Origin of the sequence: Streptomyces sp. NPDC005263 (assembly GCF_042872365.1) — a bacterium.
GTDB lineage: Bacteria > Actinomycetota > Actinomycetes > Streptomycetales > Streptomycetaceae > Streptomyces.
This window is the reverse complement of the sequence record NZ_JBIAKJ010000005.1, coordinates 48,764-68,039: the sequence shown is the minus strand read 5'-3', so window position 1 is coordinate 68,039 and position 19,276 is coordinate 48,764. Positions and strand designations below refer to the sequence as shown.

17 protein-coding genes and 1 pseudogene are annotated in these 19,276 nt (G+C 69.0%); 10 read left to right on the top strand and 8 right to left on the bottom strand.

What is annotated here, in order from left to right:
* The first annotated feature begins 50 nt into the window (after window positions 1-50).
* The 6 genes from ACFYRY_RS22980 to ACFYRY_RS22955 all read left to right on the top strand — a co-directional run bounded on the left by ACFYRY_RS22980 (window position 51) and on the right by ACFYRY_RS22955 (window position 5,262).
* The gene (locus ACFYRY_RS22980; protein ID WP_389148596.1) at window positions 51-1,397 is read left to right on the top strand and encodes an aldehyde dehydrogenase family protein; all 1,347 of its coding nucleotides are present in this window, start codon (window positions 51-53) and stop codon (window positions 1,395-1,397) included.
* 605 nt (window positions 1,398-2,002) lie between these two features.
* Window positions 2,003-2,443 carry a VOC family protein gene (locus ACFYRY_RS22975; RefSeq protein WP_389148594.1) on the top strand — a complete coding sequence of 147 codons (441 nt, stop codon included), beginning with the start codon at window positions 2,003-2,005 and terminating at the stop codon, window positions 2,441-2,443.
* A gap of 244 nt (window positions 2,444-2,687) precedes the next feature.
* Complete coding sequence (locus ACFYRY_RS22970; RefSeq protein ID WP_389148591.1) at window positions 2,688-3,026, top strand: thioredoxin family protein; 339 nt, start codon at window positions 2,688-2,690, stop codon at window positions 3,024-3,026.
* 17 nt (window positions 3,027-3,043) lie between these two features.
* On the top strand, window positions 3,044-3,466 hold the full coding sequence (locus ACFYRY_RS22965; protein WP_389148588.1) for a DDE-type integrase/transposase/recombinase: 423 nt from the start codon (window positions 3,044-3,046) through the stop codon (window positions 3,464-3,466).
* 577 nt (window positions 3,467-4,043) lie between these two features.
* Window positions 4,044-4,343, top strand: coding sequence for a hypothetical protein (locus tag ACFYRY_RS22960; RefSeq protein WP_389148586.1), 300 nt, complete (start codon window positions 4,044-4,046; stop codon window positions 4,341-4,343).
* A 262-nt stretch (window positions 4,344-4,605) separates the two neighbouring features.
* Window positions 4,606-5,262: a CAP family protein gene (locus ACFYRY_RS22955; protein WP_389148583.1), complete on the top strand. Its 657-nt coding sequence runs from the start codon at window positions 4,606-4,608 to the stop codon at window positions 5,260-5,262.
* Window positions 5,263-6,033: 771 nt separating this feature from the next.
* Here ACFYRY_RS22955 and ACFYRY_RS22950 read toward each other — a convergent pair.
* The gene (locus ACFYRY_RS22950) at window positions 6,034-6,837 is read right to left on the bottom strand and encodes an SDR family NAD(P)-dependent oxidoreductase (RefSeq protein WP_389148580.1); all 804 of its coding nucleotides are present in this window, start codon (window positions 6,835-6,837) and stop codon (window positions 6,034-6,036) included.
* Between the two features lie 125 nt (window positions 6,838-6,962).
* On the opposite strand from ACFYRY_RS22950, the gene ACFYRY_RS22945 reads away from it, so the two are divergent.
* Complete coding sequence (locus ACFYRY_RS22945; protein WP_389148578.1) at window positions 6,963-7,883, top strand: LysR family transcriptional regulator; 921 nt, start codon at window positions 6,963-6,965, stop codon at window positions 7,881-7,883.
* Window positions 7,884-8,149: 266 nt separating this feature from the next.
* On the opposite strand, the gene ACFYRY_RS22940 is transcribed toward ACFYRY_RS22945, so the two are convergent.
* Both ACFYRY_RS22940 and ACFYRY_RS22935 read right to left on the bottom strand, forming a co-directional pair.
* Window positions 8,150-8,833, bottom strand: coding sequence for a dihydrofolate reductase family protein (locus ACFYRY_RS22940; protein WP_389148575.1), 684 nt, complete (start codon window positions 8,831-8,833; stop codon window positions 8,150-8,152).
* A pseudogene (locus tag ACFYRY_RS22935) lies at window positions 8,830-9,522 on the bottom strand (transposase). The gene ACFYRY_RS22940 and the pseudogene ACFYRY_RS22935 overlap by 4 nt, the downstream one beginning before the upstream one ends.
* A 585-nt stretch (window positions 9,523-10,107) precedes the next feature.
* Here ACFYRY_RS22935 and ACFYRY_RS22930 point away from each other — a divergent pair.
* Window positions 10,108-11,265: a hypothetical protein gene (locus ACFYRY_RS22930; RefSeq protein ID WP_389148572.1), complete on the top strand. Its 1,158-nt coding sequence runs from the start codon at window positions 10,108-10,110 to the stop codon at window positions 11,263-11,265.
* Between the two features lie 392 nt (window positions 11,266-11,657).
* On the opposite strand, the gene ACFYRY_RS22925 is transcribed toward ACFYRY_RS22930, so the two are convergent.
* Window positions 11,658-12,569 (bottom strand): helix-turn-helix transcriptional regulator, encoded by a 912-nt coding sequence (locus tag ACFYRY_RS22925; protein WP_389148570.1) that lies wholly within the window; start codon window positions 12,567-12,569, stop codon window positions 11,658-11,660.
* Window positions 12,570-12,786: 217 nt separating this feature from the next.
* Between ACFYRY_RS22925 and ACFYRY_RS22920 the strand changes: the two genes are divergently transcribed.
* Entirely contained in the window at window positions 12,787-13,764 is a 978-nt protein-coding gene (locus ACFYRY_RS22920) for an aldo/keto reductase (protein ID WP_389148567.1), read from the top strand.
* Window positions 13,765-13,812: 48 nt separating this feature from the next.
* Window positions 13,813-14,841, top strand: a complete 1,029-nt coding sequence (locus ACFYRY_RS22915) for a zinc-binding dehydrogenase (RefSeq protein ID WP_389148564.1) — start codon at window positions 13,813-13,815, stop codon at window positions 14,839-14,841.
* 150 nt (window positions 14,842-14,991) lie between these two features.
* Here the strand turns inward: ACFYRY_RS22915 and ACFYRY_RS22910 are convergent, their stop codons facing one another.
* The 4 genes from ACFYRY_RS22910 to ACFYRY_RS22895 form a co-directional block, all read right to left on the bottom strand.
* Window positions 14,992-15,819, bottom strand: a complete 828-nt coding sequence (locus ACFYRY_RS22910) for a hypothetical protein (RefSeq protein ID WP_389148562.1) — start codon at window positions 15,817-15,819, stop codon at window positions 14,992-14,994.
* 211 nt (window positions 15,820-16,030) lie between these two features.
* On the bottom strand, window positions 16,031-16,759 hold the full coding sequence (locus tag ACFYRY_RS22905) for a TetR/AcrR family transcriptional regulator (RefSeq protein ID WP_389148560.1): 729 nt from the start codon (window positions 16,757-16,759) through the stop codon (window positions 16,031-16,033).
* Between the two features lie 245 nt (window positions 16,760-17,004).
* Window positions 17,005-17,835, bottom strand: a complete 831-nt coding sequence (locus ACFYRY_RS22900) for an enoyl-CoA hydratase/isomerase family protein (protein ID WP_389148557.1) — start codon at window positions 17,833-17,835, stop codon at window positions 17,005-17,007.
* Between the two features lie 376 nt (window positions 17,836-18,211).
* Window positions 18,212-19,003 (bottom strand): MBL fold metallo-hydrolase, encoded by a 792-nt coding sequence (locus ACFYRY_RS22895; RefSeq protein ID WP_389148554.1) that lies wholly within the window; start codon window positions 19,001-19,003, stop codon window positions 18,212-18,214.
* Window positions 19,004-19,276 lie beyond the last annotated feature (273 nt).

Genomic DNA, 19,276 nt, shown 5'->3' with positions numbered 1-19,276 from the left:
CCACCAACGCCTTTGACGGCGCGGCCTGCATCAAGAACGGAGCACACCCCATGACCACGACACAGGCGACCGAGTCGAGAACCCACCAGACGGAAACGGCCGCGGAGGTGGTCGGCCGCCTTCGTACGACGTTCAACACCGGCGTCACCCGCGGACTGGACTGGCGCGTCAACCAGCTGGAGCGGCTGAGGGCCCTTCTGGTCGAAAATGAGCAGGAACTGATCGAAGCCCTCTGGGCGGACCTGAGGAAGAACCCCGCCGAGGCGAAGACGCAGGAGATCGACTTCACCGTCGCCGACATCGACGAGACGCTGGCGCATCTCGAGAGCTGGCTTCAGCCTCGTCCGGTGGAGGTTCCCGCCCACTTCGGTCCCACGACCACGGCCTACACCACGTACGACCCGCTCGGGGTCGTCCTGGTGATCGCCCCGTGGAATTACCCGCTGCACCTTCTCATCGACCCCATCATCGGCGCCCTGGCCGCCGGAAACACCGTGGTGGCCAAGCCGAGCGAGATCTCGGTGCACACATCAGCGGTCGCTTCACGCCTCCTGCGTGAGTACTTCGATGCCGACGTGCTCACCGTGGTCGAAGGGGGCGCCGAGGAGACCACGGCCCTCCTGGCACAGCGTTTCGACCAGATCTTCTACACGGGCAATGGCGCGGTCGGCCGGATCGTCATGGCCGCAGCCGCCAAGAACCTCACCCCGGTCACGCTCGAACTCGGAGGCAAGTCACCGGTCTTCGTGGCGCCCGACGCCGACGTGGACGAGACCGCGAAGAGGCTGGTCGGCGCCAAGTTCGGCAACGCGGGGCAGCAGTGCATAGCCCCCGACTATGTCCTGGCCGATCCTGCCACCGCGGCCGCACTGGTTCCCGCCCTGAGTGCGGCTATCGAAGCCCAGTTCGGCACCAGCCCGCAGACCGCGGCCGATTTCGGCCGGATCATCAACGAGCGGCACTTCGACCGGCTGACCCGACTGCTGGATTCCGGCCGGGCGGTGGTGGGAGGCCAGCACGACCGTGACGACCTGTTCATCGCACCGACGGTACTCGCCGATGTCGATCCCGCATCGCCGGTCATGCAGGAGGAGATCTTCGGTCCGATCATCGCCGTCGTGGAAGTCGAAGACCTCGATGCCGCCATCGCCTTCATCAACGAACGCGACAAGCCCCTCGCGCTCTACGCCTTCACCGAGTCCGAGGCCACCAAGTCGCGCCTGGTGAACGAGACGTCCTCCGGCGGCGTCGCCTGGGGCCAGCCGCTGACGCAACTGGTCATGCCCGGCCTGCCTTTCGGAGGCGTCGGCGAAAGCGGCATGGGCCGGTACCACGGCCGGTACTCCCTCGAGACGTTCAGCCACCTCAAGGCCGTCGCGGACGTGCCGCTCAACTAGGGCCGTGCTCTTGCGCAGCAGGCTGCCCGACTGATGATCGGCAACGCATGCCGGGTTTGGTTGCGGGCGCTTCCGGCGCGGTTCGAGTACGACGTCGCGCTCAGCTCGTACTTCTTTCAGTCGAATCTCACGGCGGCGCGGAACAGCAATGCCAACCAGGCTGGAGGGTTCTGACCGCCTATCGGGCATACGCCCGGCCGAGCGTGGGGAGCGCCACGGGGGATTGCGTCGCGCCCGACGCTGACTGGCGCGCTGTGGCAGGGATGGCATCGTGTGCCAATCCTGGAAGCTGCCGTGGGACAGTCGACAGGGCTGCCGGAAGTGCCTCCGCTGCTCACCGGCCGTGGAATTCGAGGGCGGGCCGCGGCCTGCCGGCCGGGGCCTTGGCGCCTGTGCCGCCGGTCAGCGCCACGGCGTCGGCCAGCGGGGACATCGGCGGGGAGAGACCGGGGCGGGCACGATGTAGGCGTCTGCGGTAGCGGTGCTGGGACGTGATGCAGATTTTTCGGAGTTCGTCGGTCTAAGGATGTCGAGAACGTGCCACCGGCTCCGTCCCAGGGACATCAGCGGCCACCACCGGCCGCGAGGAAGAAGGAGAAACCAACGTGGCGGTTCAGCGGATGGACAACGTCGGTATCGTCGTCGAGGACATGGATGCCGCCATCGCGTTCTTCGTGGAACTCGGTATGGAACTGGAGGGCAGGGGGGAGGTCGAGGGTCTCTTCGCCGACCAGTGCACCGGACTCGACGGCGTCCGCTGTGACATCGCGATGGTCAAGACCCCGGACGGTCACAGCAGGCTCGAGCTGGCGAAGTACCGCAGCCCCGCGGTGATCAGCGCCGGGCCGGGCAACCGGCCGCACAACATTGTGGGCACGCACCGCGTCATGTTCGCCGTCGACGACATCGAGGACACCGTTGCCCGCCTGCGCCCTCACGGCGCCGAACTCGTCGGCGAGATCGCCCGGTTCGAGGACAGCTATCTGCTCTGTTACGTCCGCGGCCCGGAGGGCATCATCGTCGGACTGGCCGAGCAACTGCGGTGAGAGGGAGGAACCGGCGCCGGCGCCTGCCACGGGCGCCGAATGGCGGGGTGCAGCTGGGTGACGGCGGGGCGGTCGGGCCGGGTCACCAGGGGCGGGGGCCGGCGCGCTCGCGGGACCACCGTGGTGGTGGCGGCCCCCGCCCCTCCGTTCTGACAGGTCAGCCGGGCAACCGGCCGGGTCGGCCTGCCGCATCGCGCGGGGGATGATGGGGATGGAATGACGGAACGCGAGGTCAGGAGCTTCCATGGCGAAGCGGGTTCACCAACCCCGTGAGGACGCGGAGTTCGATTTCATCCTCAGGATGAGCAAAGTTCCGGTCCTCGCATACTTCACCGGGGCATGGCCCAAGGCAATCGAGGCCTGCCGGGTGATGGACCTCGTCGTGGGTGGCATCGCCGACGACTACACGGGCCGCGTGACGGCCGTCCGCACCGACATCACGCGTTGTCCTGCCGCAACCGAGCGGTACGGGATCACCGGAGCCCCGTCCTATGTCCTTCTGAAGGAGGGAGAGGCGGTGGCGCACGGCACGGGACCTATGACCATCGCCGAGGTACGGGAGCTTCTGGACGGCCATCTCTGAGCGGCCGCCGTGGCGCTGTGGCGGCGACACTGGGCCTCGAGGGAGCCCGGCGAGGGAAGAAGATCCGTACCACCATCCGGGACGACGGCCACGAGCGGGCCGCTGACCTGCTCAGGCGCGACTTCACCGCGACCCGTCCGAACCAGCCGTGGGTGGCCGACTTCACCTACGTCGCCACCTGGTCCGGGATCGTCTACGTCGCGTTCGTCGTCGACGTGTTCTCCCGGGCGATCGTCGGCTGGTCCGCGGCCACCAGCAAACGGGCCAAGCTCGTCCTCGACGCCCTGGACATGGCGTTATGGCGTCGGAACCGTTCCGGAACTCCTGCTGGTCCAGGGCTGGTTCATCATTCGGATGCGGGCAGCCAGTACACCCCCTTTCGCGTTCACCGCCCACCTGCTCGAGGCCGGCATCGATGCCTCGATCGGCACCGTCAATGACGCTCTGGACAACGCCCTCATGGAGTCCCAGATCGGCCTTTACAAAACGGAGTTGCTCCCGCTTGCCCGATCCCGTTGAGCTTGCCGCCTCCGGCCCAAAGAACGCTGCCCCCCGCAAGGGTGAGTGCGGCTGAGGACTCCAGTCCACGACGGCCCGCCAACCGGCCTCAACAGCTTGGTGATGGCACCGCGCCCGCGACGGGATCTGTCCACAGGGAGATGGCCTGGCCGGTCGGCACGAGTAACGCCACCCTCCATCTGGCTGCCCACCCGACATAGGCAGGGAGCACGAAGTCGGCGCAGTGCAAGGGTGCTTGTCGTGCGGTGAGGTGGAGAGGGTGCATCAAGTCGACGTTTAAGCAGGCGTGTTGACCCTTTCGCGTGGCTGGAGCCGCGACCCCTTTCGGTAGCTCTCTGTTGCTGATTGCATTCAGTGAGTGATGACCGCTTTGGTCGTGCATACGCCGCGCGGGTTCCTTCGGCGTCCGCTGAGCGCGGAGGACTCCGGAGCGAGTCCTCAGTACCGGTTGTCCGTCAAGGGCAGCTGAGCTGCCCCCACACCGAAAGGCAGTCGACGATGAGTTTCATCCAGACCGGGAAAATCGACCTGAAGTCCGACAACGCGATCGAGACGAGCGGCGGGAACACCTCGACCTTCACGCGGGTCACGTTCCCCACCCCGTTTCCGCCTGGGTCCGACGTCGTGGTCCTGCCGCTGACCCAGACCTTCAACGGTCCGGAGACGCCGGGCATCCGCGTCCACGACGTCACCAACACGGGTTTCCTGATCCGCTTGAACGAGGTCTACGCCGGCGCCACGAAGAGCGACGGCAAGCACACCACCGAGACCATCGGTTGGCTGGCCGCGACCGTCTGACGGCCCTGTGCGGCCCGGCCCAGGCACCGGGACTTCGGTCCTCGGGCCGGGCCACACCATGGCGCCCTGCTCTGCCGGGTGCTCACCGACTGCCCGATCTAACCGGTTCGGGTGACAGCCGCTGAGCGGCTGATGCACCTGGAGGGCGGGGCGCTCTGCCGGCGGTACGCCGACCGTCCCCTGTAGGGGCCGGTCGCGGATGAGGACCACCCGGGGCCACCTGGCCACCGCGACAATCAAGCACAGCCGAAGAGGTAGACCAATGGGACGTTTTACGGCGGGTGTTGTGGCGGTGGCGGCGGCAGCGCTGACCGCGCTGACCGCGCTGGCCGCGCTGGCCGCGCTGGCCGCGCTGGCCGCGCTGGCCGCGCTGACCGCGCTGACCGCGGTGCAGCCCGTGCAGGCGGCGGACGCACTTCCCCCGCTGCCCAACACCACAACCGAGGAGTTCAACGAGGAGTGCCTGGCCGCGCACAACACCTATCGCGCCCGGCACGGCGCCCCGCCCCTGGCCCTGGACGACGCGGCCATCGCTCACGCCATGCAGCGTGCCGAGGCCGCCTCGACGCTGGACGGGCTGTCCACACCTCCGGGACCGGGGTCGAGGGGCTACGGAGAGAACCGCTACTGGTTCGCCACCGACGAGCAGGAGCCGGCCTCATGCGCGGAGGCGGTGAAGCTCTGGTACGAGGCGCGCTGGACGGGCGGCTACGACTGGGACCGGCCCGGCTACTCACCCGACACCGCATCCTTCACTCAGGTCGTGTGGAAGGACACCGACGTGCTCGGCTGCGGCCGCGCCTCGGGACACCGAGAAGGCAAGGAAGCGCACCATACGTTCATCGTGTGCAGCTACGGCCCGGCGGGCAACATCATCGGCCGGTTCCGGGCGAACGTGGGGGAGCCTGTCGGAGGCTGAGCCCTGTTGACCCGTTCTGGGGGCCCGCCCCGGGTCGCACCGCGCGGGCCCCCAGCCGTGCGGGCGCGTGCGTACGAACGGCACCGTGGCCCCGCCGTGCGCGGCGTCCATGCACCGCCACTTTGCCGTGGTCGGCCCGCTGACATCCAGGCGACGCCGACGATGCAGCACCCTGCCGCCCAGAGCCACGCGTGACGGCCACGGCCCGGCGTGTGGCCGCTCGTTGGGCACAGCATGAGTGCCTGACGCTGTCGCTGATCTTGGCTTCCGCTCTGTACGTGCATTGCGCGTAGTGGGGAGTTGGGCTGGGTCGTGTTCTGCTGCCTGCGGCGGACGAGGAGGCCTGGCGTCAGGCCCGACGTCACGAGCACCTGGAGGCCTGGGGTGTCAACATCGCGGAGGCTGGCGCCTGATCGAGGTCTTCGCGGCCCTGGCCGCCCATGCCGTCGCGGTCGGCACCTCTCCCCGCCGGAGCTGCCCGAGCACCCGCACTACCCCCGCATCCTCGCCGCCTTCAACCACACGACCGGGCCGCTACGGGCCAAGCACGTCTGCGAAGCCCTCGGCCACGAGCTGCTGGTTCGGCACGATGGCCGCGAGCCGGATGGACCTGGGCGACGCGGGACCATTCCCGCACATGCGGGGAGCAGACTGCGCCACCTGCGTGTTCCCGCACGCCGTGCAGCAAGTGGGCCCAGTAGTCACGCCCCGGCGGCGCAGAGCAGGCCTTCGCCCGCATGACTGGCCACCACCGACACCCGCAGTTGCCGCTCAACCGAACGCGGCCAGGGAGAGCGGCTGCCACTGGCGCCAGGTGTTCAGGCGCTCCTCGTAGAGAGCGGCGACGTCGGTAAAGGACTTGCCGAGGAAGATCCTGAGCGGGGGGCGCTCCGCGTCGACGATCCGGAGGATCGCGTCGCGGGTCGCGCGCGGGTCGCCCACCTCGAATTCCTGCGCGGTGGCGGCGTGGACTTCGGTGTAGTCCGGGTGCCGCTCACTGTGCCGTGCCCCGCGAGCCAGCCAGTCGGTGGCATAGGGGCCGGGCTCGACGTTGGTGATGTGGATGCCGAACGCTGCCACTTCTTGCGCCAGGGCCTCCGACAGCCCCTCAAGAGCCCATTTGGAGGCGTGGTACGCGCCGATGCCGGGGAATGCACGTACGCCTCCCTCACTGGTCACTTGCAGGATCCTTCCCGAGCGTTGCGACCGCATGAGGGGCAACACGGCCTGCGTGACCCACATCGCGCCGAAGAAATTGGTCTCCATCTGAGCCCGGAGGTCGTCCTCGTTCAACTCCTCGACCATGCCGAAATGCCCGTAGCCGGCGTTGTTGACCGCGATATCCAGCGAACCGAAATGCGAATGGGCGAGCTGCGCCGCCTCATGCACCGCGGCGCGGTCGGTGACGTCGAGCTGGACCGGCAGTACCGCGTCCCCGTACCGCTCGATCAGAGAGGTCGGCAGGCTGACGTCCCGAGCCGTTGCCGCGACGTGATCGCCGCGTTCGAGTGCCGCTTCAGCCCACTCGCGGCCGAAACCCCTCGAACTGCCCGTGATGAACCAGGTCTTCGTCATCGCTGGTGCTCCCTGTGCGTGAATTGCGTGCCGTTGCTCCTCCAGCGTGCTGCTGATCCAGGCATTCCACCAGCGAAGGTCTTACATAGGAGACATGCGATTTCAGAATGTGTCAGGATGCCGGCATGGCCGACTTCACCCTCACAGGTCTCCGCGTCGTCCAGGCAGTGGTCGACTCCGGATCGTTCACCGCCGCAGCCGACGCACTCGGATACACGCAGTCAGCGGTGTCCCGTCAGGTGGCGGCGATGGAGGCTGCCGCGGGCGCGCCGCTGTTCGTCCGGGGCGCGCGCGGGGTGGCCCCCTCTCCCGCGGGCATGATGCTCGCCCGCCGAGCCGCGACGGCCCTCAACGAGATCGACGCCGTCAGCACGGACCTCGCCGGACTGCAGGACCACGTCACCGGACGAGTCGCCATCGCGGCGTTCCCCTCGGCCGCCGCCGTGCTCATCCCCAGAACACTGGCACGGCTGGGAAACGACCACCCGGGTCTGATCGCCGAGTTCGGCGAGGCGTCCTCACCCACGCAGCTTCGCCAACTCCGCGCTCACCGCATCGACGTCGCGGTGATCGGCGTGGGACCGGACCTGCCCGCCTACGACTTCGAGGGACTCCGCCGCGACCTGCTCCTCGAGGGCGGCCTGCTGCTTGCCGTCCCTGTCGACCACCGGTTCGCCGGCCGCGGAACCATCCCGGTGACCAAGCTGAGGGACGAACCCTGGATCGTCGGCAAGGGCCTGCGTGACGACCCCCAGTTCGGCGCCTGGCCGACCCTCGACCATCCGCGGATCGCCTACGCCGCCCGCGAATGGCCCACTCGCCTCGGCCTCGTCGCCGCCGGTCTCGGCATCGCCGTACTCCCCGAAGTGGCCGCGGCCGCGGTCCCCGCCGGAGTGCGCACCGTCCAGGTCGAGGACCCCGCCTGGCTCGGCCGAGCCATCGTCGCCGTCACGGTCAGCGACCGCTCTTCCGAGGTGACGGCCACCGTGGAAGCACTGCGCCGCGAGGCCGCACAGCTTCGGCGACGGGCGACTGCGGCGCGATGACGCAGCACCGTCCGAGTCACTCCTGATCGCAGTGAACGGTGTCGGGCAGCAGGGCGTCGGCCTGCCCTTCCCCGGCCAGGCCCGCCTGGACAGCAGAAAGTCGAAGGTCACCGAGAACATGCGCCGGATGGTGTTCAACTACGGCCGGTCCCTGCTGCCCCCCGTCGATATGTCCGCCGTTCGGGGGCACGGCCAGCGCGGGGCAGCGCGACCCCGAGCTGTCGTTCCTTCGCGAGGGAGCGGCCAACGCGCCCGGACAGATCATGTCAAGCCGTAACTCGCGTGGGCCGGTATCGCAGGGCTACCGCCCCCGACCGGAACTCATGGCGGTCCACGAGCTCGAGCTGGATGCGCTCGCGCAGACCGGAGAGCAACGTCGGCCCGTGTCCGGCAAGGACCGGCTGAACAAGGAACTCGTATTCGTCGATCAGTCCCAGTTCTGCCAACGCCAGGGGGAGCGTCACGCCACCCACCCACAGGCCCTCGCCTGACTCCTGCTTGAGCCGCTGAACCGCTTGCCCCAAGTCCCCTTGCACCAGGTCGGCATTCCAATCGACCCCGCTCAGCGTGCTCGACACGACGTACTTCTTCGCCCGGTCGATGGTCTCGGCGAACGGGATCTGCCACTCATTCATCCAGTCAGGCCACGTGCCCGTGGCCGGCTTCCGCCACGCCGACTCCATCATCTCGTAGGTCACCCGGCCGAATAGCAGGGCATCGGCTCGCTCCAACTCAGCGGTCCAATAGCGCATCGACTCCTCGTCCGGGGGGAGCCCTGCCTCGTGATGGCAGCAGCCGTCGAGCGTGACGTTGATCGAGTATCGAAGTGGTCTCATCTTCGTTGCTCTCCCTCGATGCGCGCCCCGCGTTGACCGGACCGTACTCAGACGAGGGTAGTGCGCGTAACGCTGGTGCTCGGGGGTTTCACGGTCGTGCTGCGGGTCGGTCATGCGGCCCTTCTTTCGGGCCGTTCGACCAGCCCGCGGCGTTCGAAGCGGGCGCCGGCACGGACGAGGGCGACGAGGTGGGGTGCGTTCACGGCTCGCCAGCGGGCCTGGGCGGACTCGATGAGCTTGAAGACCATGGCCAGGGCGGCGGCCCGGCTTCCGGCACCCCTGGTGACCCTCGTTCGACGTCGCACGGTGGCGAAGGTCGATTCGAGAGGATTCGTCGTACGCAGGTGGATCCAATGCTCGGCCGGGTAGTCGAAGAACGCCAGCAGCTCGTCCTCGCCGTCGGTGATCCGCCTGACGGCCTTGGGGTACTTCGCGCCGTACTGCCTGGCGAAGGCGGCACCGCTGGTGGCGGGTCATGGGGAAGACCTGCTCAAAGCGTTCCAGAAGCCGAGTGCACCGTCGCCGACGGCCAGCATCGGGGCGCGCATGCCGCAGCGGGCGCAGTCGCGGAGCAGACCAGCCCATGCCTCTGACGACTCGCGGTAGCCGTCGCTCATCGCGATCAGCTCCTTGGTGCCATCGGCGCGCACGCCCATCAGCACCAGCACGGCGGCCTTCGCCTCCTCCAGGCGGATGCGCAGGGGGACCCCGTCGGCCCAGACATGGACGTAGTCGGTGGCCGACAGGTCGCGATCCTGGAAGGCGGTGTGATCGGCCTGCCACTGCGCGGTCAGCCACGTCACTGTCGCCGGGGACGGATCGGCCGAGGAGCCAGGAACTGCTCGAGCGCGGGCACGAAGTCACCACAGGACAGGCCATGCAGGTAAAGCAGTGGCAGCACCTCGCTGCCCTTCGGGGACTTGCGGCACCATGGCGGCAGGATTGCCGAGGAGAACCGCCGACGCTCGCCAGAGGTGCCGGTCAGCTCATCCTGAGTCAGCCTGGACGCCGCCGTACAAAGGGCGTCCGCTCCGGCGGACGCCCCTCTGGAGAATTCTGAAGTCACTGGGGCGCTTGCCACGGAAGCATCAGGTGTTCCTGGCGCAAGTCCCACGACTGGGCCATGCAGGGAGCGAGCAGGAGCGAGCCCCGCGGCAGCAGCGGCTGGAAATTCACTTGCTTGTCATCTCCAGGACGCCATTGATGCGCTGTCGCGCCCGCTCTGGGCCAGTTCACTGGAGCGCCCCCCACAACTGCACCTGAAAGAGGGACACATTGTGGGACGCACCCTGAGACGCGGCCTTATCACACTCGTCGCCGTCGGCCTTGCCTCTTCCGTAGTGCCGGTCGCCACGGCATCGGCGGCCCGCGGCCCACTGACACTCGCCGTGTTCGGAGACTCGCCGTACGGCAAGTCGGCGTACGCACCCGCGGGCCAGAGCGCCGACACCTCGCAGTTCCAGAAGACCCCGGCGTTCATCAGCACCATCAACAGTGACCCGACGATCAGCGACGTCATCCACGTGGGAGACATCCACTCGGGCAAAGAGTTCTGCAACAAGGACTACGACGCCTCGATCGCATCCGTGTGGCAGACCTTCACGAAGCCGCTCGTCTACACCCCGGGCGACAACGAGTGGGCCGACTGCCATAAGGCGTCCAGCCTCACCTCGCCCGGTCAGGGGGGCGGCTTCTACGACTCCGCCTCCGGTGCGATCAACTACATCGGCACAAGCGGCCTGTCGACCAACCCGGCGGACTGCGTCAGCTACCACTGTGGCAACCCGCTCGACAACCTCGCCGAAGTCCGGCGGGACTTCTTCGCGCAGCCCGGCCGCACTCTCGGCAGCGGGACACTGAACGTGGTATCCCAGGCGACCGCCTACGACCCGAGCCACCCGGCCGACGCGCAGTACATCGAAAACGTGAGGTGGGCTCAGCACGACATCGTTTTCGTGACCATCAACGCGCCGGGCGGCTCGAACAACGACGCCGACCCCTGGTACAAGGTGCCGACCGCGACGCAGACGCAGATCGACGAGCGGACCAACCGGACCGCGGCCGACGTCCGCTGGCTCGATGCCGCCTTCGCCGACGCGCGGGCCAACCATGCCAAGGCTGTGGTGATCACGGCGCAGGCCGACATGTGGGACCTCGACGGCAAGACCAAGGACCACCTGACGAACTACGAACCGATCATCAGCGAGCTCGCTGCGAAGACGACCGAGTTCGGCCGCCCGGTCTTGATGCTCAACGGTGACTCGCACCTGTACCGCTCGGACAACCCTCTCTCGCCGACGGCGACGTGCGCCGGCGAAACAGACCCCGCCACCGGCGCCGGTGTGTGCGCCCATGACCCGGGTGACAACGCATGGAACGAACACCCGTACTACAACGTCTCGAACTTCCACCGGATCGTCGTGCACGGCAGCACAACCCCGCTGGAATGGCTGAAACTGACCGCCGACCCGAACGCCAACTACGCCGCCACCGACACAACCTACGGCCCGTTCCGCTGGCAGCGGATGCCGCAGCCGCAGTTGTAACCCGCTGACCGAAAGGCGACCGTCCAGAGCACCCGGCCACGGAGTCCGACGCGGACCCCGTGGCCGGTCGCTGGGGCCGGTCGCGTTCCCGGGCCAGGGACAGCGCTCGATCTTCCGCCTCCTCAAAGCTCGGTGCCTGGTGTTCACCGACCCGGCCCGCCAGGTTGGACCGGCTTCCCCGCCCCCACCATCCCGATGCCGCTCCCGGCTCCTTCGCCAAGCTGGGTCACTCGAGGTCGCCCAGCTGGTTTCAGGAGGCAGCCATGAGACCGCGGTTACGGCAACGTCGGGTACCGCCGCTGAGCGGCTGGCAGCGCAGCGTTCGCTTCTGTGGCCGCCCAACGGGTGGGTGCATCGGAAGTTGTATCCGCTGGTTGGGCCGGGTGCTTCACTTACGGCTGCTGGCGGTGCTGTTCCGCGTTCGAACGCGCCGGGCGCTGTGCGGCTTGGGGAGCGGTCATGTCGAGCAGGAGCATGGCGTCGTGGTCGGGGGTGCCGGGTTCGGCGGTGTAGACGCCGATGCGCTGGCCGGGTGTGCCTTCCAGCTGCATGGACTGGGAGGTGAGCGTGACTGTGCCGATGCGGGGGTGGTGGAAGGTCTTTTGCGCGGGCTTGCGGCGGGTGACCTCGTAGCGTTCCCACAGGCGGGCGAAGTCGGGGCTCTTGAGGAGGAGTTCACCGACGAGGTTGGTCAGGTCGGGGGCGTCGGGGGCGGTGCCTGCGACGGCGCGAAGCCGGGCCGCGCAGCCGGTGATCTGGCGGTCCCAGTCCGGGAACAGATCACGTGCGGCCGGGTGGAGGAAGAGGTAGCGGGCGAGGTTGCGGTGCTTGGCCGGCCAGTCCTCCAGGCCCGCGTACAGGGCGAGGCCGCCGAAGTTCCAGGCCAGCATGTCCATGCTGCGGCTGATGACGTAAGCGGGGTTCGGCCGCAGCGATTCCAGCAGCAGTTTCAGGTGGGGGCGCACGGTGCGGCTCGGGGCCGGGGGCGGTTCGGGCGCGTAGCGAGCGGCCCGGGCGGCGAGTTCGCGCAGGTGCTGGTGTTCCTGGTCGTCCATGTGCAGGGCGCGGGCGAGGGAGTCGAGGACGGCGGGGCTGGGACGGGTCTCCTTGCCGCGTTCCAGGCGCACGTAGTAGTCGATGCTGATGCCGGCGAGGGTGGCCAGCTCCTCGCGCCGCAGACCCGGGGTGCGGCGGATGCCGGAGCCGACGCTGAGGCCGACATGTTCGGGGCTGGTCTGGGTGCGGCGGGCGCGCAGGAAGCGGCCCAACTCGACGCCCTCGCTGTTCGCGCTCTCGGATGCCATGACTCCAGTCTCACCCGGCGGGCACCCGCCCCGCAGAGGGGAGGGGGGCCCTGTCATTACCCCTGAAGAACCCGCCCTGCCACACCGGAGCAGTCCGGGCGAAGGTGAATGAGGAAGACGCCGGCCCCCTCGCCGACGCCCAGGCTTCAACCGGCACGACCTGCCGGGCCGGGCAAGGGTGAGGGTGCGGGCAACGCCACCAACCGGAGAAGGCGAGATGCGGTACAACAAGCTGCGTGACCTGGAGGTTTCCCGGATCGGGCTGGGTGCGATGGGCATGTCCCACGGTTACACCGGCTCAGGCACCGACGACGCGGAGTCGATCAGGACCGTGCACCGGGCGCTGGAGCTGGGCGTCACGCTCATCGACACTGCCGAGATCTACGGCCCCTACACCAACGAGGAGCTGCTCGGGCGGGCGCTGAAGGGCCGCCGGGACAAGGTAGTGCTGGCCACGAAGTTCGGCCTGGTCTCGCACGTCGGCGAGGGTGCGTGGAACCTGGATTCCAGCCCGGCCAACATCCGCACGGCGGTCGAGGGCTCCCTGAAGCGGCTGGGCACCGACCACATCGACCTGTACTACCAGCACCGGGTGGATCCGAACACGCCGATCGAGGAGACCGCCGGCGTCGTGGGCGAGCTGATCGCCGAGGGCAAGGTCCGCGCCTTCGGCCTGTCGGAGGCCGGTCCGGATACGATCCGCCGCGCCCACGCCGTCCAGCCGGTCACCGCGGTGCAGTCGGAGTACTCCCTGTGGACCCGCGGCATCGAGGAGCGCGTCCTGCCCGTCCTGCGGGAGCTGAACATCGGCCTGGTGCCGTTCTCCCCGCTGGGCCGCGGCTTTCTGACCGGCACCGTCCGCTCCACCGAACAGTTCGATGAAGGCGACTTCCGCCGCGACAACCCGCGCTTCACCGGCGAGAACTTCCAGCGCAACCTGGCGCTCGCCGACGAGGTCAAGGCCCTGGCCACCGAGGTAGGCGCCACCCCGGCGCAGGTCGCGCTGGCCTGGCTGCTCGCCCAGGGTGACGACATCGCCCCGATCCCCGGCACCAAGCGCGTCAGCCGGGTCGAGGAGAACACCGCCGCCGACACGGTCACCCTGACCGCCGAGCAGCTCCACCAGCTCAGCAGCCTGCCGCCCGCCGCCGGGGACACCCACACCGAGGCCCAGGCGCAGATGCTCGAACGCTGATTCATCCGCACCGCCCAGCACGACCCCCGTTGGGAGTTAGTACCTTTCATGCGTGCAGCGTTGATGTACGGAGCCGGTGACGTCCGCGTCGAGGACCGGCCCGACCCGAAGATCGTCGATCCGGCCGATGCGGTGGTGCGCACGCTGGCCGCCTGCGTGTGCGGCAGTGACCTGTGGCCCTACGCGTCCATGCCCGCCGCCGGCACCGGTCGCCCCATGGGGCACGAGTTCCTCGGCGTCGTCGAGGAGACCGGCGCGGATGTGAGCGGCCTGAAGGCCGGTGACCTGGTCGTCGCCCCGTTCACCTACAGCGACAACACCTGCGACTACTGCGCCAAGGGCCTGCACATCTCGTGCCGCAACGGCGGCCGGTACGGCTTCGACGGCGTGGACGGCGGGCAGGGCGAAGCCGTCCGTGTCCCCTGCGCCACCGGCACCCTGGTGAAGCTGCCGGTGGCCACCGACTCCGCGCTCCTGCCGTCGCTGCTGGCGCTGTCCGACGTGATGACCACCGGCCACCACGGCGCCGTCACCGCCGGCGTTGGCCGCGGCGATGCGGTGCTGGTGGTCGGGGACGGCGCGGTCGGCCTGTGCGCGGTGATCGCCGCCAAGCGGCTCGGTGCCGAGCGGATCGTGCTCGCAGGTCGCCACGAAGCCCGCACCACTCTGGGCCGCGAGTTCGGCGCCACCGACGTGGTCGCCGAGCGCGGCGAGGAGGGTATCTCCCGCATCCGTGAGCTGACCGGCGGCGTGGACAAGGTGATCGAGGCCGTCGGCACCCGCCAGGCCCTCGACACCGCGCTCGGCGCGGTCCTGGACGGCGGCACCATCAGCCGCCTGGGCGTCCCCCAGTACGAGCAGGGCCCGATCGGTCCGGCCGAGTTCATGCGCAACATCACCCTGACCGGCGGCGCCAGCCCCGCCCGCGCCTACATCCCGGAACTGCTGCCCGACGTCCTGGACGGCACCATCACCCCCGGCCGCGTCTTCGACCGCACCTTCCCCCTCGACCAGGCACCGGACGCCTACCGGGCCATGGCCGACCGTCAGGTCCTCAAGGCCCTCATCCGCCCCTGATCTCCCCTCCCACCCGCGCAGCCGTTCATGCAGAGCGTCACTCTCAAGCAGGCACCGCCAGAGCCCACCCGGCCCGTCGTCCACAAGTGCCCGGCGCGCTGGGTCCCGACCGCTTGATGTCCGCGCTGCCGGGCCGCGGTCGTCAGCTCTTCAGCTCTTCGGGGTGAGTTGGAATTCGGGGACGGACGGTGTGGACAGGCCGAAGCCGGAGGACGGGTAGCCGGACGGGGCGGGGGACGCCGTGGGGACGCCGTTGTCGTCGCAGAGTTGGGGCCCGGAGGGCGCGAACACGTGGTAGTCGACTACGCGCTTGGTGGGGAAGGTGACGGTGTCGCCGAGGATCGAGTTACCCGTGTCGATCTTGGTCGGCAGTTCGCGGGACTTGAGCGGAGCACCGACGTAGATCGCCTCCAGGAAGCCGTCGCAGGGGCTGGCCTTGGTCGAGGCGAAGCCCTTCGGCGGCTTCACGTCGTGGACCGCACGGCCGTCGATGTGCAGTTCGCTGCGCTTCAGGGACTTCATGGAGAAGTCGTAGTTCACCTCCCTCGCAAGGGGGTCGGCGGCCGAAGTGGCGGAGGACGGCCGGTAGTTGATCCGCCAGTACTCGACCTGGACAGCGACCTTGGCACACAGGGGCCCGTCGAAACCGGGCGTGGACTTGCCGAAACGGACCTCTCCCGCGGCCAGTGCGGGCTGGCCGATCTGCCCCCAGTCGACCCAGTCCACCGCCTTCGCCGTGCTCCACTTCGCGTTCGGGTGGCACCCGTCCGCGTTCGTGGGATACACGTCCGACGGCGAGACCACCGGGGTGGGCGAGGCGGCCGAGGGGGTGCCGGCCGCGTCCGCCGCGGTCACGGTCGCGCTCGCGGACTCGCCGGACCCGGCGTCGTCGGCACCCCCGCCCGAGCAGCCCGCGAGCGACAGCACGGCCGCAACGAGCCCCACCCCGAGCCGAACCCGTCTGTGCGCAGTGGTCATTCCGCTTCCCCCCGTCCGTTCGGTGGATCACCGATGCTCCCAGGGGAAGTTGCCCTTCAGCCATGACGGAAAACACACGTTCGGGGGAAGTGTCGGGGTCTCACCTGGAATTGATCGTCTGGGCGGGCGCGCGCTTCGGGCTGGACAGGGCGGATCAGACCTCCAGTGTCGCCGGAGGCGTCATCGGCCTGATCCGCCTGCTGGTCTCCCTCTACGCCCTCCGCACCCCTGCGAGCTCGGAGGCGCCGACAGGAGGCAGGGGACCGGCCGGGACTGCTGGGGCGCGGACGGCATCCATGAGCAGGTCGAACATGCGGCTCAGTTGGTCGCGCCCGTCTGCTGGCGAGGTAGTGGTGAGCATGCCGACGAGGATGATGACGATGTCCTCGGCGTGAACGTCGTCGCGCAGCGTCCCGGCGGCGATTCCGGCGGCAAGAATGGTTTGCACAGTTGCGGAGAGCTGTTCACGTGCCGGCGACACGGTCCCGGCGCCGGAGGCGAGAACTGCCCGTAGGGCGTCTGCGGTCTCTCGTCGTGTCATCGCGTAGTCGGCGAAGTGGTCCATCCAGTTGCGTAGGGCGTGGGCTGGATGCCTCGTGTGCAGGAGCGCCTCGGCGTCGGCACACAGCTGGGCCAGTTCATGCCGGTAGATCGCTTCGACCAGTGCTTCCCGGGTGGGGAAGTGCCGGTAGAGCGTGCCGATGCCGACCCCCGTGTCCCGCGCGATCTGCTTCATCGACACCGGTACTTGTCCGGAAGTGAACGCATGGCGCGCGGCGTCGAGCAGGCGGGTGCGGTTACGTGCTGCGTCCGCGCGGATGGGCTTGGGCGTGTCGTGGCTCGGCATGATGCGGAGGGGCCTTTGGTCATGGTGCTGCGAGGCGGAAGCGCCTGCGCCTTGCTGGAACTGTGGAACGGGCAGCGGGATGTCGCCGCGCATGCGAGTCGCACAGGGGGCGAGCGTGTGCGGGAATCCGCCGGGGGAGCCCCGCTCGCTCAGGGCCCGACGAAGCCGTGCACGGTTTCGCGATGGCGTCCGCTCCGTGGGGGGCCGGGCTGCCGTCGAGGCATGCCCGACCATCGCTGGGAACCTGGTGGGTCGGGGCCGGAACCCACCAGGGTGCCGCGGCGCCGACTGGGGTCCCTGTCGGGCGCCGGGGCCGGTCGTGCCGCGGCAGGAGGTGATCAGAGGTTCTCGTTGACGCGGCCGATGTACTCGCCCAACTCGTACTCGACGTCGAGGCCCTTCTCGGCGGCCAGCGCGCCGAGCCCGACCGCTCGCGCGGCGAATCCCGGCTGCGTCAGTGTGGCCGCGAACTCGCCGAAGGCGGCGACCAGGTGGGCGTCCGGCGGCAGTGTCGCCCGGTTGACCTGGGACTTCGCGGTCGCCAGTGCCTGCCGGTCGAAGGAGGCGAGGCGGGCGACCGTCGCGTCGACGAAGGCGTCGAGTTCCGCGTCGGGCAGGGTCCGGGTGACCCATCCCCAGCGCTCGGCCAGGTCGGCGTCGTAGTCGGCACTGGTCAGGATCGCCTCCAGTGCGCGGTCGCGGCCGATGGAGCGCGGGAGTCGCTCGCCGCCGCCTCCGCCGGGGACGATGCCGATGCCGACCTCGGGCTGGCCGAAGATCGCCTTCTCGCGGCTGGCGTAGCGCAGGTCGCAGGCGAGGGCCAGCTCGTTGCCCGCGCCGCGGGTGCGGCCCCGGATGGCCGCGATGCTGATGAACGGAGCCTTGGTCAGCCGCAGGACCATGTCGGTCCAGACCGGGTTGTCGTCCTCGTGCTCGGGCTGGGGGAGGTCGGCGGCCGCGGCGCCGTCGTAGTGGTTGACGAAGAAGTCGGGGAGGTCGCTGCTGAAGACGACGACCTGGATGTCCGGGTCGTTCTCGAGCTCCTTGACGATCTTGAGCAGCGTCACGGCGGACTCGGGAATCACCAGGTTCGCGGGAGGATTCGCGAACGTGATCCTGGCGGTCCGCGGGGTCGTCCGCTCCAGGCGGATCGTGCTGGGCTGGCTCATGGCGTGGTTCCGTTTCGTAGGGGGCTTGCGTGGCTGTGATCGCGTCCGACGACCATGGGGCTGTTGCGTCTGGTGGGGGGTGCGGGTGCCGCCGCCCTGTCCGTCGGCGCGGTATCGGCTGCGGTGGGCCCGCACTGTGTGGCATGTGGTGCGCGCCGTTCGAGCTGATGAACGAGCGCCGAGGTGGCCGCCTTGCCTGTCATGGCCGCGCGCGCGTGTCGTTCGCCACTGGCCGAGTCGCTGTCTGTACCTGTTGCTCAACCCGTTTAACTTATGATCGTAATATTATAACCCGGGAAGTGCTCGGCAGGCAAGAGACGCGACCCGCGAGTGAAGCACCAGCCGGCCGCGTCGCGCCTACGGCGGACCGGCGCGGTCAGGCGGACGGGATGACGATCGGGGTGCCGAACAGGTAGAAGTTGCTGATGTCGATCACCAGGGGAGCCGCATAGGTGGGAAAGCGTTCGATGATGGCCTGCTTGTAGGCCTGGCCGTCGTCGCCGAGGAGCTCGCGGGCGGCCTCCAGGTACTCGGCCATCTCCGTGAGAACGGCCTGTCCCGCGGGCAGTCCGTGTCCGGGCAGGATCGTGTCGTAAGCCGGGTCGGCGAGTTCCTGGAGGATGACCTGCCAGCGGTCGATGTCGTGGTTTCCGACGAACACATGGGTCTTGTGGTAGACGATGTCCTGCGCCACCAGCACCCCGTGTTCGGGCAGCCGGATCAGTAGTTGGTCGGAGGTCTCACCGCCGGAGAGGGCTTCGAAGACGAAGGGAACGCCGTCGATGACCTCGGTACCCGGGGTGATCAGGACGGTGGGGGCCACCTCCGCTGCGGGGACCGGGATGCCGGTGGGGTCCTTGAGGTCGCCCCGCGCCGCCATCTGATCGCGTGTGACGGCCAGCGCGTGAATGGGTGCGTTGAAGCGGGCCGCGCCCTGGAAGTGGTCCGGGTGTTCATGGGAGATGATGAGCCGGTCCAGCGGTTTGCCGAGTTCCTTGGCGTATGCGACGACCTCGTCGGCGCCCGCGATCGTGATCTGGCCGTCCACCGCGACCAGCCGGCCCGGGGTCTCGATCAGCTGGGTGGTGACGTTGATGCTGTCGTCGGGAGCCATGTAACTGTGCACCCGCACGTCGCCCTTGTCGATGATGGTGACGGTGCCCCTCATTGGTCCACTCCTTCTGGTGTCCTGCGCAGCCGGGCCGTTCTCGGGCCTTGTACGAGTTCTTGTGCCGGGTGCTCGTGCGGTGTCGCGGTCCGAAGCTGGAACCGCTGGTGACGGGCGGTGGGTGAGGGCGGGCGGCCTGTGGTGGAGCACTGGTCCTGGGCCGGTGAACCGCGCCCGGGCACTCGCGGTACGGGTGCGCGGTGTGCCGGCGTGTACGGGCCTGCCCTTCGATGTTCCCTCCGTCGGTCGCCAGGCGCCTGCGCACGTCGGCGG

Coding starts and splice junctions, on each gene's coding strand:
- ACFYRY_RS22925 (WP_389148570.1), bottom strand. CDS start 12,569: ATGGCATCCGAGAGCGCGAACAGCGAGGGCGTCGAGTTGGGCCGCTTC.
- ACFYRY_RS22955 (WP_389148583.1), top strand. CDS start 4,606: ATGGGACGTTTTACGGCGGGTGTTGTGGCGGTGGCGGCGGCAGCGCTG.
- ACFYRY_RS22900 (WP_389148557.1), bottom strand. CDS start 17,835: ATGAGCCAGCCCAGCACGATCCGCCTGGAGCGGACGACCCCGCGGACC.
- ACFYRY_RS22950 (WP_389148580.1), bottom strand. CDS start 6,837: ATGACGAAGACCTGGTTCATCACGGGCAGTTCGAGGGGTTTCGGCCGC.
- ACFYRY_RS22980 (WP_389148596.1), top strand. CDS start 51: ATGACCACGACACAGGCGACCGAGTCGAGAACCCACCAGACGGAAACG.
- ACFYRY_RS22915 (WP_389148564.1), top strand. CDS start 13,813: ATGCGTGCAGCGTTGATGTACGGAGCCGGTGACGTCCGCGTCGAGGAC.
- ACFYRY_RS22910 (WP_389148562.1), bottom strand. CDS start 15,819: ATGACCACTGCGCACAGACGGGTTCGGCTCGGGGTGGGGCTCGTTGCG.
- ACFYRY_RS22905 (WP_389148560.1), bottom strand. CDS start 16,759: ATGCGCGGCGACATCCCGCTGCCCGTTCCACAGTTCCAGCAAGGCGCA.
- ACFYRY_RS22895 (WP_389148554.1), bottom strand. CDS start 19,003: ATGAGGGGCACCGTCACCATCATCGACAAGGGCGACGTGCGGGTGCAC.
- ACFYRY_RS22945 (WP_389148578.1), top strand. CDS start 6,963: ATGGCCGACTTCACCCTCACAGGTCTCCGCGTCGTCCAGGCAGTGGTC.
- ACFYRY_RS22970 (WP_389148591.1), top strand. CDS start 2,688: ATGGCGAAGCGGGTTCACCAACCCCGTGAGGACGCGGAGTTCGATTTC.
- ACFYRY_RS22940 (WP_389148575.1), bottom strand. CDS start 8,833: ATGACCGACCCGCAGCACGACCGTGAAACCCCCGAGCACCAGCGTTAC.
- ACFYRY_RS22920 (WP_389148567.1), top strand. CDS start 12,787: ATGCGGTACAACAAGCTGCGTGACCTGGAGGTTTCCCGGATCGGGCTG.
- ACFYRY_RS22960 (WP_389148586.1), top strand. CDS start 4,044: ATGAGTTTCATCCAGACCGGGAAAATCGACCTGAAGTCCGACAACGCG.